Below are 13387 nucleotides of genomic sequence, written 5' to 3' on the forward strand. Positions count from 1 at the left end.
GTATACAGTTTCATCGCTAGAAACATTAGAACAAAATACTGTATAAATCAACAGCATTAAAAGTAGATGCACATTCAGTTAAGTATGTGGGTTTAGGGTGTATAACAAATATGAACTCCCTCTTATCAGCCTTTAGCAGGATGAGGGTCCTCAAGCCAAATTACTACACACACTACCACACGCTCAAAAGTCCTCTCGACGGTTACCAAAAGCCCTCCTGTTCATGTAGTGACGAGATCTGCTTTCCACCCACCCATCCTTCTAAGAGCTCCGACAGAAGAAACTGGCCACCCGAGAAGCGAACTCCTGCATCTTGCCTGTGATAGCTGGTTTCTTTTGATGCCTTATGACGCATAAGAAGCCGCAGCAGCGTCGTATCATCAGGGCCATTGCATTAAGGCCAGTTAACAGGCCCAATAAACCTTGCATAAGGGGCGCGGTTGTGACAACCGGGGAGTCTCTGCAGCTTTGTCAGAGCCGTAATACAAGAGATTGTTTTTCTTTGAAATAAAGATACATAGGCAACCCAAAAGACACACCAACAGACAATGTGCCCAGCACAGCAAGATATCGGAGCCTTACTGCGTTTCTTTTACCGTCAACAACGATGAACCCCAATAAAGCAACCGCTGAAACCAGAACATCTAACCAAGCAAATATGCTGATGGGATTTGCCACCGCTTCTTTCAGCAACAGAGAAACGTCGAAACCGTTGGCCAATAACCAGGGAACAAACGCACCATAAGGTAACAAAACCCCCAAGAGAGTAAGAACCAGATAAAATCCAGCCATTTAGTCATCCTTACACATTTTTTGTAATAAGCATTAATGCGTTGCTAATCACTCCGGAAAAATATATTCGCTTTTATTACCTCCCCATCCCATGAAACATTCCACCAAAAAACATCATTAAAACACCAAAAATAATACTCAAAATCACAAAAGCCGGTATTGAAGCGATAACGAATTTAACCATAAAAACAACCATTGATAAAAATGGCATCTTTATATCTACAACAGTAACGTCTTGTTTGTTATTTTCTACGGACATAACCATTCCTTTTGTATTAACACTAAGCAACTAGTCTAAATAAATTACTAGTATAGTTCTTTAAGATGACTATTGTTTTACTTTACAGTTAATCTCCGGTTTAGTAATGATGTATGCACTGCAAAAACGTCCACATCACGAGTTAATCACTAAAACTGGCACAAACACAAAACACCACACATGCCTAATCCACTTAAAATTTTCACTCAAAAAGCTTTACAAAAGAAACTGTAAGGCCTCAGAAGCTTTTGTCGGCACTATTTCTGTTACTTCATATCTGGCTAAACCTTCTCTGTGGAAAGGGTCTTGAGCAAGAATTTTATTCAGTTCATTACGGTCGTTGAGTGTTGAAACAATTACGCCCCCGGTCCTTGGTTCTTTGCGCCCTGACAAAATAAAATGACCCTTTACGTACTGTTCATTGAGAAAGTCAACATGCTCTGGAATAAAGCGGTCAACGTCTTCTAAAGACACTTGGTAATCTAAAGAGATGATGAACATATATGGCCCTTACTTTTACTGTGGAGTTAGTGGTGACAACTGACTTATAGCGTCCGTAACACTTGTAGAGCACAAGCCTGAACGCACAATTTAGTTTAAGAGTAGCGCCCAGGCCCAATACACCGCTATGCCCACTTGCACAACAAAGGTGGCAAATCTGGCATTAACCGCGACCACGCTCAACGAGGCGACATGGATGCTTGATTGTGCCAGTCGTGCGAACAAGAACCATGGAGCCAAGGCATCCGTGATCTCAGTTCGACCGGTCACGAGTGCTAAGATGAGAAGTCCACCAAAAATAGGAAAGCCTTCAATGCAGTTCGCATGTGCTCTGGCCAAGCGCTGCATAAAGGGAGGTAAATTCGAATTGTCCGGCTTGAACTCATTGGATCGAATACGACCTTTGATAAGGAAATAACAGCGACAGGCCTCCATGAGTATGACAAGAAAAAGCCCCCAAGAGATGAAGAGTCCAAGAACCAAAGCCGAAGTGCTCATCAGTCAACCTCCTTTATCTTAATGAATGACATGTGCTCCCCCCTACACAGGCTTTGTCACACTTGGAAAATCTGAACACAACATCACTGTAGGCCACCATGTCACAATCCGTCTATAGCATTGGCTTAACCAAACGCCGCTTCAGTATTCACGGCGAGAATCACCAAGACTAACTGTTGATCCACAAAACAATAACGCACTCAAAAGTCCTTGAGTCGTTTGCCAGCATCCTAGCTGTCATCACGAGAATGGAAGCCTGAGATAGCTCAAACAGAAAAACAATTGGACAAACACATGAAAAAATACAACATACTCAAATTCCGCTTTAATGTGCCTGTCCTTTTAATTCCTTCTAAAGGCTTGACTCGTAATATCGAACCATATCTTCTTGATCAATAGCAGCCTCTGCCAAATTTTGTTGATCTTTCATAATTTCAGCTAATGAGGGAAGAATTGAACGCTCTACTTTGTAATCGCAAGACCAAAGCTTGCCTCTCATAACAGCTTTCGCACAATGAAAATACATACTTTCAATTAAAACTTTAATAACAACCTTAGGAGGCTTATTTCCATCAGGACAAGCAGATAGTAATTTTGGGTCAGTATGAATACTTGCGGTTCCTTTGATACGAACTACTTCGTCAATACCATTAACCATTAGTAACAACCCAACCTTAGGATTACTGATGATATTCTTTAGGCTATCTACTCGATTATTTCCTGAACTATCAGGTATCAATAACGTAAACTCATCGACAACTTTGATGAATCCAGGAACTCCACCTTTTGGAGAGAGGTCAGTAAACCCTAAAAGATCTGTGGTACTAAGAATTATAAAGTGACTATGATTGACTAATGTTATCGCGTGACGGTCCAGAGAAGAGAAGACTTTATTTTTGGCTCTTTTACTCGGCTCTGCGTAAATATCTTTCAGCTGATCTATCGTTGTAATTTCACCCATAACTTATTTCTCCTTAATAAGTGTATAACGAATGACATGTATTCCCTATCATCAGGCTTTACCACACTTGATAAGTCTGATTACAAAGTCAAAGGAGACCACCATGTCACAATTTATCTATGGCATTGATTTAGCCAAACATAGCTTCAGTATCCACGGTGAAGATCATGGAGGCAAGGTGTTGATTCAAAGTCAATATCACGTAAGTTCTTTCGACATTTACCAATATCCCGCCAGCCATTGTCGGGATGAAAGCCTGTGGCGCTTCATATCGAAATGCATTTTGGTTGGCATATGAGGAAAAAACAACTTATCGGATTCCTCTTTAATGTGCTTGTCCTTTTATTTTCCGAATCCTTCATTAAGACCTTGTTATACAATAGCTCACAGTCTGTCTGATAGCTTTTTCAGGTAAGATTTAGCCAACTCATGATTATCACGACTTAACCATTTAATACAGTCAAAAAGCTCCCATATTAAACCTTTATCGCCATTCGTATATGCTGGAAAATTTTCATGCTTTGGAGCAGGTTCATCGGTTAGCCGAGGCTCTACAATATCTGCTTTATCGAATAGCACTTTGAACGGTTTAGATATATTGAAAGGCTCATTTACGTCTAAACAGTGAATCTCCGCGCTGGTAAAATCGTTGAAAATGTACTTTTTAAAGAACGCATTTTCATTATGAAAATCTTCAAGGAAGTAGAAGATTTCTTTGCCTGATTCGAAGGTAGAGAAACATGAACCAGCGGTTTTATGAAACCCATTTTGGGTAAAAATGAGAATGTCAGCATCAGATATTCGATCGCCTTTGCCAGCAGCAAGTGATCCCAATAACACTGCAGCTACCACATTTTCTTCAGAGGAAAAAGCCGTCAAGACAGACTTAACTAACTCATTTTGAAGTGGTAAATGTTCAATATTTAACTCGTCCGTACTCACAAATTTCTCCATTTGTAAAACGCTAAAAGCAGCTGTACTGTAAGCGGTGGCTGCTTTTTTGTTAGATTACTGCTACAGAGGACTTGCACCACAGCCTTCTAACTCACAATCGGCATTGTGAGCGACGTGAATATCACCACGGCAAGGTGTTGATTCAAAAAAATTACACGTTCGAAAGTGTTTGAGACATATGCCATAAACCCGCTGATCATAACAGGAATGGAAATCAGAGACGCCTCACATAGCAAAGCTCTTGGACAGACACAAAAAGAAAAACAACGTCAGCAGATTTCTCTTTAGCGTGTCTGTCCTTGTAATTCATAGTAAAAATGCCACGCGTTGCGAATCACTCTTAAACAGTTTGTTATAACCACATGTTCTCACGGACTTCATAGTGGCTAACATGATGATCTGGATTCAATTTGTACTTTTCATCCTCTGGATACAATTTGGCGACACTGATGTCTTCACCAGAAAATGCTTTGATACATTCAAAATCTTCCCAGTAGGTCAACAACGTTATTTCTGCAATATCGCCTAAATCTCGATTTAGAATTTGAGCACCAAGAAAACCTTGTGTACTGGATGTATCTTTGATTCCTGTCTCATACAGATATGCAATAAACCCTTCTTCATATTCTTTAGGACAAATAGCTTTCCATTCCCTTGCTATCATAAATACTCCATTTTATGTCGTGGTTATAACGAATGACATGGACTCCCCCTCATCAGGCTCTGCCACACTAGGTAAGTCTGACTACGAAATTACCGGAGGCCACCATGTCACATTCTATTTATGGCATTGATTTAGCCAAACATAGCTTCAGTATCCACGGTGAAGATCATCAAGGCAAGGTGTTGATCCACAAAACAATAACGCGGTCAAAAGTCCTTGAGACGTTTGCTAATATCCCACCCGCAATTATCGGTATGGAAGCCTGCGGTGCCTCTCATTACTGGGCCCGAGAACTGGCGAAGCTCGGCCATACGCCAAAGATCATGGCGTCGAAGTATGTGGCACCTTTCAGAACCGGTGCCAAAAATGATCTCAATGACGCCTTTGCCATTTGCACAGCTGTCATCCGTCCTTCAACACACTTCGTCCGGATCAAATCGGCCGACCAGCAAGCGATTTTGCTCCTGCATCGTGCGCGTGATCATTGGGTCCATGAACGAACGGCATTACTGAATCAAATTCGCGCCATGCTGGCCGAGTTCGGCATTATCGCGCCGAAAGGACGCCACGCATTACAAACCGCTATCCCCGAAGCGCTTGAAGATGGTGACAACCCACTCCCTGATCTCGCCAGAGCGATCATTTCAGACTGTTTCGGGCACTTGCTCATTCTGAATCAACGTATTGCAGACCAAGAACAATGCTTCGATATGCTGGTTTCTCGCAGCCGCCAAGCAAAGAAAATCATGAAGGTGGCAGGCATTGGACCCATTACAGCAACAGCCGTCATCGCCAGTATCGGCAAAGGTGAGCAATTCGATAAAGGACGGGATTTCGCCGCCTGGCTCGGGTTGGTTCCCAGCCAGTATTCAACCGGTGGTAAGCCAAGGCTCGGACGAATTACCAAAAAAGGCGACCGATATCTGCGGACACTCTTGGTTCATGGTGCACGTGCTGTTATCGCCAGTCTCGGCGATAAAACTGACCGACTCAGCTTGTGGTGCAAAAGTCTGGTCGAACGCCGTGGCTTTAAACGGGCGATTGTCGCACTGGCGGCAAAGAACGCTCGGATCATTTGGTCGCTGCTGAGAAACGATACTGAGTACCAAACGATTTAAAACGGAACATTTTTTCAACGGAGTCACTTGCTTCACCGGGTCATTGCAATAGCCAATGATGGTGTAAGGTTCAGACCTTTTGCGGGAAAACCTGATAGCGCGGCGGGCACTTTCGATGCCGTCTAACGAATGAGGAACCGCAACCGCGTAGTGTCATCAGGGTCATGGCATGAATGCCAGTTAACAGACCGAATGTAGAGCGGCAGTCCCAACCTTGCATTACCTGACGCTGTTGTTGACAACCGGGGGAGTCCATGTAGCCGCATTAAGGTGTGAGCAACGCAATACAAAGGTTGCCGCATTGCACCGTAAACACAAAAGCCACTGCATACCAAAACCGCCACGCGTTGCGAATCACGCTTAAATGCTTTGTTGTACGCTCACACCGATGTACCGATTTTAAGCCAAGCCCCACTTTGAATACACGATATTTTCGTGGCCTGGCTCGCTTTTGTGAGACTAAGACTTTCAGCGTTTTTGATTGAAGCGCTACAGAACAGATAACGCCAAAGAAAATGGCCTTTCAACAAATGAAATAGCTTTTGAAAAGACAAACTGACAGAGCGGAATTTCAGCGACAACGATAGTTTCAATTTACCCCGCTTTAGCAGCGAAGAGATCGGACAACGCATACAAAAGGCCAATGAGAAAAACAGAACAATTTACACTGAAAAACAACAACGCGTATAACGCCTCAATCAGCCGACGCGTCAGCGGTCGGCTGGATTGACTTGTTAGCCTCTCGTGTGACCAAAATGGGGGAAGTTCCTATACATTTATATCCGTAGATGGCTTTTGCTCTTTTTATCAAACGCTTATCCTCTGATAGGATTGCTGAGCAGTACGCACCCATTGCTATATGGCCGGCATCGCTTCTTACGTTATGAATTTTATTTAGTTTTCGGCATTTTTTCTCTGCTTGAAAACCTAAAATATCAAGTACCGCATTGCATCCGATTATTCCGAGATACATCGGCCAGGACTCGTAACCTTGCTTTTCAATAGGATCAAAGCCAAAAAATTGATCGCAACTAATCTCAGCTCCCTGCATTGTTGGAGATATTATTTCCCATATTTTTTCGATCTCCTTTTCTCCGGAGATGCTACCGATAGCGCCTTTCTCATCGCCAAAAGCCGCCCGAGTTTTCTCTATATCATTTCCATTCAAGATCATTTCATCGATCATGGAATCAAATTTGGGCTTTATAGACTTAACTTTGCCGATCATTTCGGTAGTATCAAAAGGCAACTCAGAAGTTAGACTGAGAATTTGGTGTGCGAATTTTTCGGATAGATCCTTTAATGGCCCTTCGTCTCCGCCACCGTTAACCCAAACCTGAAATGGGTCAAAAAGAGTATCGTCGAAATCCACATCTCTGTTTGCCTCAATATAGGCATCATAATGCTGATGAGGGGTTCCGCTCTCATTTAACCGGGCTTCACCAGTAATCTTCCAGTTCTCGTCGAGAACAAGATCCAATAATTTTGCATCTATAGCATCGAGTACATCTAAATATTTCGCGGGTTCATCAGAACGTCTAATCTCCGCAAAGTGTTCCTTTGAGTAAACCCAAGTTACATCATCCCGCTTAGCTAGGCTGATAATGCCCTGCAACTGCAGTCCGATGATATTCTGATCGATGTAAATTAAAGGCTTACTCATAAGTCTCCATGGAGGCTAAAATTTTATTCAACGACATCATGTCGTATAACTCTGTCGTATATTTCTTCACTTAAATTAACACGCAACCATTTGGTATAAAACAAAAAATCGAACTTTATCATATAGCCTCATCACTAAGATATACGACATGATGTCGTATATCTCGATTTTGTATCAATTTCTATGTAACTGATTCACATATGATTTCATCATTCATGTTCGTTGCATCGTAAATCAGTGACAAGTGATTCGAAATAATAAAGCGATATTCTATCGTCTCAGATCTGTTCTTCACCAGACACGCTACCGCCCTTCACATTGAAGTAAATGGCATGATGGAAATTTGACGCTTTGACATGATATTCAGATATGGCTGCTGTTTCACGCTTTGATGAGATTTTGATTGCATATCTGTGCATTGGGGCAGGTTCTGCGGCAATAAAAAAGGAGGCAGTGCCTCCTTAAGTGGGTAGCGTTCAAGCTGTTGATAGGGTTGGATTACTGCACCATGATGCTCTTCACCATGCCAGCTTCAGCATGGCCGGGAATATTGCAGGCGAGCTCAACATCGGGTTCACCGTGGAAGTGCCAGAGCAGGGTTTTGGCTTTACCCGGTTTCACCGTCACGGTTGAACCGCTGTCGTGATCATGGCCGGTTGTCATTTTGCGCATCATTTCCCTGTGTTTCAGTTGCTCTTCAATTGAGCCGATGGAGAACTCGTGGTCAATTTTGCCAGTGTTCATCACCACAAACTGCACCACGTCGTTCGCTTCGATCTGTACGTCTTTTTTGAAGCGGATCTTCATGTCGTCTGACAAAATAACGTGGACCACTTTGTCGGGTTTCGCGCCTTTAGCGGGCATGCCGACGTCAGACATGCCTGCCATGTTCATACCATCCATGCTCATCCCCGAATGATCCATTTTACTGTGGTCCATTTTTGAATGATCCATCGAACCGTGGTCCATTGAACCGTGGCCCATTTCGTCGGCAAGGACAGTCGTCGAGGCCAGTGTCATGATCAATGCAAGTACTGTTTTTTTCATCTGTATTTCCTTTCTGTTTTGCAAAATTATTCTGATGTGTTTACGTTTTTACCTTTCTCCCGCCAGGCAGGAGAGCCCAAAGACAGTTAACTGATTGATACCACTTCGCGCTGCTTCCATAGTTTGAAAATGGCGGGCAGCACAAGCAAAGTAAGGATCAAGGCTGACGCCATTCCGCCAATCATAGGTGCAGCAATACGCTGCATGACTTCCGATCCGGTACCCGAGCCATACATGATGGGAATTAAGCCGATGATGACGGTGATAACTGTCATCATCACAGGGCGGACACGCAGCCCGGCCCCTTCCCGGATGGCGTCGGTCAGATCCTGTGCCTGCAAGTGATTTTGCTGCTCTTCTGCCTGTAATTTACGCCAGTGCCATGCCTGATTGAGGTACACCAGCATGATGACGCCAATCTCTACTGCCACGCCTGCCAATGCTATAAACCCGACGCCTACTGCAATAGAGAAATTGTATTGCAGCAGATACATCAGCCAGACGCCGCCTACCATCGCCAGCGGCAGCGTGGCCATAATGACCAGCACTTCCCCTACCCGACGGAAGCTGAAATACAGCAGCAGCATAATGATCATCAGCGTGACAGGCGTGACCACACTGAGTTTTGCCTTAGCCCGCTCCATGTATTCATACTGCCCGGACCAGGTCAGTGAATAACCTGCTGGCAGCGACAGTTCGCGCGCAACAAGCGCTCTGGCTTCGGCAACATAAGACCCCAGATCGCGATCTTCAATATCCACAAACACCCAGCCGTTGGGACGCGCATTTTCTGTCTTAATCATCGGCGGGCCGTCTTCATAACGGATATCGGCCACATCAGCGAGAGCGATTCGGGCACCATTGGGCGTGACCAATGGCAGATTCTGCAGTTTCACCACGGAATCCCGGTAGTCCTGCGGGTAGCGGACATTGATCGGATAGCGCTCCAGCCCCTCAATGGTTTCACCGACATCCATGCCGCCTATTGCAGAAGCAATCACCTGCTGAACATCCTGAATATTCAATCCGTAACGCGCAGCCTGGCGACGTTGAATATCAATAGTGACATAGCGCCCGCCGGCAACCCGCTCGGCATAGACAGAAGCCGTTCCCGGAATCGCGTTGAGGATGGGCTCAATCTGCGCGCCTATCTTCTCAATCACTTTCAGATCCGGGCCGGCAATCTTGATCCCGATCGGCGTTTTTATCCCGGTCGCGAGCATATCGATGCGGGTTTTTATCGGCATCACCCAGGCATTGGTCAGGCCGGGAAACTGCACCAGATCGTCGAAGGTTTTGCGGAGCGATTCCGTTGTCACGCCCTCACGCCACTGATCGCGCGGTTTGAGCTGAATCACAGTTTCTATCATGGTCAGCGGGGCCGGGTCGGTCGCGGTTTCTGCCCGGCCAATCTTGCCCCACACGGTTTCCACTTCCGGTACGGTTTTAATCAGCTTGTTGGTTTGCTGCAGTAACTCACGCGCCTTGCCAATTGAAATACCCGGATAGGTAGTTGGCATGTACATCAGATCTCCCTCGTCCAGGGGCGGAATGAACTCACTGCCCATTCTGGAGGCCGGATAGTAGGCTGATGCCAGCAGTGCCAGCGCCACTACAATCACGGTTTTAGGATAACTCAGGCTGAGATTCAGTAATGGCCGATACAAAGCCACCAGCCCACGGTTGGCCGGGTTTTTGTGCTCAGGCAACACCTTACCGCGAATAAAGTACCCCATCAGCACCGGAACCAGAGTGATCGCCAGTCCGGCGGCGGCGGCCATCGCATACGTTTTGGTGTAGGCCAGCGGCGAGAACATCTTGCCTTCCTGTCCTTCCAGCGCGAACACAGGCACAAAGCTCAGGGTAATAATCAGCAACGAGAAAAACAAAGGCGCACCGACCTCTTCCGCCGCTTTGCCGATCACCTGCCAGCGGTTCTCATCTGTCAGCGGTGTCCGCTCAATGTGTTTGTGCACATTCTCAATCATGACAATCGCCCCATCGACCATCGCCCCGATGGCAATCGCAATGCCGCCGAGCGACATGATATTGGCGTTGATCCCCTGCCAGTGCATCACAACAAAGGCTGCTAAAATGCCGACGGGCAAACTGATGGCAATCACCAGTGATGAGCGGATATGAAACAGGAAGATGGCACAGACAACAGCCACTACGATGAATTCTTCCGCCAGTTTCTGCCACAGATTCTCAACAGCGGCGTTAATCAGAGTGGAACGGTCATAGGTGGCGACGATCTCAACACCATCCGGCAAGCTGCGCTGCAACTCGGTCAGCTTGTCTTTAACGGCATCTATCACCTGACTGGCGTTCTCGCCATAGCGCATCACAATCACGCCACCAACCGCTTCACCTTCGCCGTTCAGCTCTGAAATGCCGCGTCGCATCTGCGGGCCAATGTTGATATCAGCGATATCTCCCAACAGCAAGGGAGTACCCTTGGCTGTGGTTTTCAATGGCAACGCTTTGAGATCGTCAACGCCGGTCAGGTAACCACTTGTTCTGACCATGTGCTCAGCTTCAGCCACTTCGATAACTGACGCACCGACTTCCTGATTGCCCCGCTGAATAGCGTTATTGACCTGCTGGAGCGTCAAACCGTAAGCGCGCAACTTGGCTGGATCAATCTGTACCTGATACTGCTTCACCATACCGCCGACTGTGGCCACTTCTGACACGCCGTTGACGGTTTGCAGTTCATACTTCAGAAACCAGTCCTGCAGACTGCGCAGCTCAGCAAGATCGTGCTGGCCGGTTTTATCCTGCAGCACATAGCTGTACACCCAGCCCACACCGGTCGCGTCCGGGCCCAGAGTCGGTTTTGCATTTGCCGGCAACTTAGGCGCAACCTGGCTGAGGTATTCCAGCACCCGCGAACGTGCCCAGTACATGTCGGTATCATCGTTGAAAATGATATAAACGTACGAATCTCCAAAGAAGGAATAGCCGCGAACCGTGTCGGCACCCGGCACCGCCAGCATGGCGGTGGTCAGCGGATAAGTCACCTGATCTTCGACCACCTGCGGTGCCTGTCCCGGGTAGCTGGTTTTGATGATCACCTGTACATCGGATAAATCCGGCAGTGCATCAACCGGGGTATTTTTGACGCTGTACAGGCCCGCCAGCGTCAGGAACAGGGCTGCTATCAGCACCAGAAAACGGTTGTGCAGTGACCAGCGTATAATGGCGCCTATCATTGCTCACCCCCGGCCGCATCCAGTTGTTTCAGGGTGTAATCACTGCCGTTGCGGACAATCAGAAAGCGGACGGTCTGTCCTTCTGTGAACGCAGACAGATCGATACTGTCATCCACAGTGAAGTTCATTTCACCCGGCTGCCATTGCCATTCGGGCACAGCTGAATGTGACAGGGTTATCATGCCGAACTCTGCCATCAGCATGGTAATATTGCCTCTGACCCAGATTTCCTGGGCAACGGGCTGATCCTTGACCTTGAAATCCACCACCTGATACTGGCCGGATTCTAACTTGGCAATTTCGAACTCCAGTGTCTGTCCTGTCTTCAGCGGCGCCATTTCCAGATTGTCAGCCAGGGTGAAATTCATCACCATGCCCGGCCAGTTCCATTCCGGTACGGGCTGATGGTTGATCGTCAACATCTTGTGATCAGCCATCACCTCAGTAATTTCACCGGTTGCCCAGACTGTGGTTTGTTCAGGTTCAACACCATTGATCCGTGCCAGATCGGCCGACTGGCTGGATTCTGAATCCAATAAGAAATGGGCAGAAGTCACGACACGGTCTTGCAGGCTTAACCCTTGCAGAACTTCAATGTATTCTGCCGCCTGACGTCCCACCGCTATACGGGCAGAACGGTATTTCCCCTCACCTTCTGACAGCACAACGCGCGTCATGCCGCCGGATCGAATGACCGCGGATGCCGGAATCGCCATCACCGCTTTGTCTGTCTCAGGCTCCAGCACAATATTGGCAAACATATTGGGTTTGAGTTCGCCCCCAGCATTATCGAAATTCAACCGCATCCGCAAAGTGCGGGTGGCTGGGTCAAGAATGGGGTACACATAATCCACACGCCCCTGCCATTCTTTACCCGGCAGGGCTTCCAGCGTCATGGTGGCTTTACTGCCTGTCGTTATCCAATGCGCCTGGCGTTCAAACACCTCGGCATCCACCCAGACAGTATTCAGCGGGCCTGCACTGATGACCGACTGCGCTGGTGAGAGATAGGCCCCTTCACGAACATTCAGGCTAGCAATCACCCCGTTCGCCGGGGCCTTCACTTTCACTGTCTGCAGGGCTTTTCCGCTTCTGGCAATGGCCTGAATTTGCGCCTTGTCGACCCCCAGTGACACCAAACGCTCATAGGCGCCTTTGATAAGACCATCACGCTTAGTGCGGTATGCATTCAATAGCTCTTCCTGCGCTTTGACCAGTTCCGGCGAATACAGGGTAAACAGCACATCCCCTTGCTTCACCTGCTCACCAACCGCATTGATATAAAGGTTCTCCACCCAGCCACTGACACGGACATTGATTTGCCACAAGTGTCTTTCATCGAAAGCGACATATCCGACGGTTTCTATTCTGGGCGTCAGTGGCTGAACAGACACCGCGGCCGTTTTCACACCAAGGTTGTTTTCCACCGCCGGATCAATGCGTACCGTGCCCGGTTTACTCTTCGCACCGCCTTCGTCTTCTTCATAAACCGGGATCAGATCCATGCCCATCGGCGACTTCCCCGGCTGATCCCGCCGATAGTTCGGATCCATAGGTGCCACCCAGTACAACGGGGCTTTGGGTATATTCGCTGATGAGTCGCTGCTATTGGCTGACAGATCATGACCACTGAGGTATTGACTGCCGACATAGCCGATTGCACTTCCGACTAACAGCGCCAGTACAGTGATTGTGATTGTTTTCATTGTTATTCT

Annotated in this window: 13 protein-coding genes; 2 read left to right on the forward strand and 11 right to left on the reverse strand. The window is 47.0% G+C overall.

Annotated elements, in window-relative coordinates; genetic code table 11:
- Positions 1–471: 471 nt before the first annotated feature.
- The 5 genes from D6M16_RS06305 to D6M16_RS06325 form a co-directional block, all read right to left on the reverse strand.
- Positions 472–792, reverse strand: a complete 321-nt coding sequence (locus D6M16_RS06305) for a DUF2834 domain-containing protein (RefSeq protein WP_120511069.1) — start codon at positions 790–792, stop codon at positions 472–474.
- Between the two features lie 76 nt (positions 793–868).
- A complete protein-coding gene (locus tag D6M16_RS06310) occupies positions 869–1051 on the reverse strand; it encodes a hypothetical protein (protein ID WP_120511070.1) in 183 nt (60 codons plus the stop codon).
- 216 nt (positions 1052–1267) lie between these two features.
- On the reverse strand, positions 1268–1552 hold the full coding sequence (locus tag D6M16_RS06315) for a YciI family protein (protein WP_120511071.1): 285 nt from the start codon (positions 1550–1552) through the stop codon (positions 1268–1270).
- A gap of 90 nt (positions 1553–1642) precedes the next feature.
- Positions 1643–2050 (reverse strand): MAPEG family protein, encoded by a 408-nt coding sequence (locus D6M16_RS06320; RefSeq protein WP_120511072.1) that lies wholly within the window; start codon positions 2048–2050, stop codon positions 1643–1645.
- Positions 2051–2402: 352 nt separating this feature from the next.
- Complete coding sequence (locus tag D6M16_RS06325; protein ID WP_120511073.1) at positions 2403–3011, reverse strand: MSMEG_1061 family FMN-dependent PPOX-type flavoprotein; 609 nt, start codon at positions 3009–3011, stop codon at positions 2403–2405.
- 103 nt (positions 3012–3114) lie between these two features.
- Here D6M16_RS06325 and D6M16_RS06330 point away from each other — a divergent pair, with 103 nt between their 5' ends.
- Positions 3115–3309 carry a hypothetical protein gene (locus D6M16_RS06330; protein WP_120511074.1) on the forward strand — a complete coding sequence of 65 codons (195 nt, stop codon included), beginning with the start codon at positions 3115–3117 and terminating at the stop codon, positions 3307–3309.
- Between the two features lie 86 nt (positions 3310–3395).
- On the opposite strand, the gene D6M16_RS06335 is transcribed toward D6M16_RS06330, so the two are convergent.
- Complete coding sequence (locus tag D6M16_RS06335) at positions 3396–3953, reverse strand: nucleotidyltransferase domain-containing protein (RefSeq protein WP_120511075.1); 558 nt, start codon at positions 3951–3953, stop codon at positions 3396–3398.
- Between the two features lie 364 nt (positions 3954–4317).
- Positions 4318–4629, reverse strand: coding sequence for an antibiotic biosynthesis monooxygenase family protein (locus D6M16_RS06340; RefSeq protein ID WP_120511076.1), 312 nt, complete (start codon positions 4627–4629; stop codon positions 4318–4320).
- A gap of 104 nt (positions 4630–4733) precedes the next feature.
- Here D6M16_RS06340 and D6M16_RS06345 point away from each other — a divergent pair, with 104 nt between their 5' ends.
- Positions 4734–5747 (forward strand): IS110 family RNA-guided transposase, encoded by a 1014-nt coding sequence (locus tag D6M16_RS06345; protein ID WP_120511077.1) that lies wholly within the window; start codon positions 4734–4736, stop codon positions 5745–5747.
- Positions 5748–6441: 694 nt separating this feature from the next.
- Here the strand turns inward: D6M16_RS06345 and D6M16_RS06355 are convergent.
- The 4 genes from D6M16_RS06355 to D6M16_RS06370 form a co-directional block, all read right to left on the reverse strand.
- Positions 6442–7410 (reverse strand): hypothetical protein, encoded by a 969-nt coding sequence (locus D6M16_RS06355; protein ID WP_120511079.1) that lies wholly within the window; start codon positions 7408–7410, stop codon positions 6442–6444.
- 498 nt (positions 7411–7908) lie between these two features.
- On the reverse strand, positions 7909–8457 hold the full coding sequence (gene copI, locus D6M16_RS06360) for a copper-resistant cuproprotein CopI (RefSeq protein WP_120511080.1): 549 nt from the start codon (positions 8455–8457) through the stop codon (positions 7909–7911).
- Positions 8458–8543: 86 nt separating this feature from the next.
- On the reverse strand, positions 8544–11672 hold the full coding sequence (locus D6M16_RS06365) for an efflux RND transporter permease subunit (RefSeq protein ID WP_120511081.1): 3129 nt from the start codon (positions 11670–11672) through the stop codon (positions 8544–8546).
- Complete coding sequence (locus D6M16_RS06370; RefSeq protein ID WP_120511082.1) at positions 11669–13378, reverse strand: efflux RND transporter periplasmic adaptor subunit; 1710 nt, start codon at positions 13376–13378, stop codon at positions 11669–11671. Before D6M16_RS06370 ends, D6M16_RS06365 begins: the two co-directional genes overlap by 4 nt.
- Positions 13379–13387 lie beyond the last annotated feature (9 nt).

It is taken from the genome of Photobacterium salinisoli, assembly GCF_003614885.1.
Taxonomy (GTDB): Bacteria; Pseudomonadota; Gammaproteobacteria; order Enterobacterales; family Vibrionaceae; genus Photobacterium; species Photobacterium salinisoli.

What these genes read in the sequence shown, in the direction of transcription:
- D6M16_RS06305 (WP_120511069.1), bottom strand. Translation starts at nt 792, where the DNA reads ATGGCTGGATTTTATCTGGTTCTTACTCTCTTGGGGGTTTTGTTACCT.
- D6M16_RS06310 (WP_120511070.1), bottom strand. Translation starts at nt 1,051, where the DNA reads ATGTCCGTAGAAAATAACAAACAAGACGTTACTGTTGTAGATATAAAG.
- D6M16_RS06315 (WP_120511071.1), bottom strand. Translation starts at nt 1,552, where the DNA reads ATGTTCATCATCTCTTTAGATTACCAAGTGTCTTTAGAAGACGTTGAC.
- D6M16_RS06320 (WP_120511072.1), bottom strand. Translation starts at nt 2,050, where the DNA reads ATGAGCACTTCGGCTTTGGTTCTTGGACTCTTCATCTCTTGGGGGCTT.
- D6M16_RS06325 (WP_120511073.1), bottom strand. Translation starts at nt 3,011, where the DNA reads ATGGGTGAAATTACAACGATAGATCAGCTGAAAGATATTTACGCAGAG.
- D6M16_RS06330 (WP_120511074.1), top strand. Translation starts at nt 3,115, where the DNA reads ATGTCACAATTTATCTATGGCATTGATTTAGCCAAACATAGCTTCAGT.
- D6M16_RS06340 (WP_120511076.1), bottom strand. Translation starts at nt 4,629, where the DNA reads ATGATAGCAAGGGAATGGAAAGCTATTTGTCCTAAAGAATATGAAGAA.
- D6M16_RS06345 (WP_120511077.1), top strand. Translation starts at nt 4,734, where the DNA reads ATGTCACATTCTATTTATGGCATTGATTTAGCCAAACATAGCTTCAGT.
- D6M16_RS06355 (WP_120511079.1), bottom strand. Translation starts at nt 7,410, where the DNA reads ATGAGTAAGCCTTTAATTTACATCGATCAGAATATCATCGGACTGCAG.
- copI (WP_120511080.1), bottom strand. Translation starts at nt 8,457, where the DNA reads ATGAAAAAAACAGTACTTGCATTGATCATGACACTGGCCTCGACGACT.
- D6M16_RS06365 (WP_120511081.1), bottom strand. Translation starts at nt 11,672, where the DNA reads ATGATAGGCGCCATTATACGCTGGTCACTGCACAACCGTTTTCTGGTG.
- D6M16_RS06370 (WP_120511082.1), bottom strand. Translation starts at nt 13,378, where the DNA reads ATGAAAACAATCACAATCACTGTACTGGCGCTGTTAGTCGGAAGTGCA.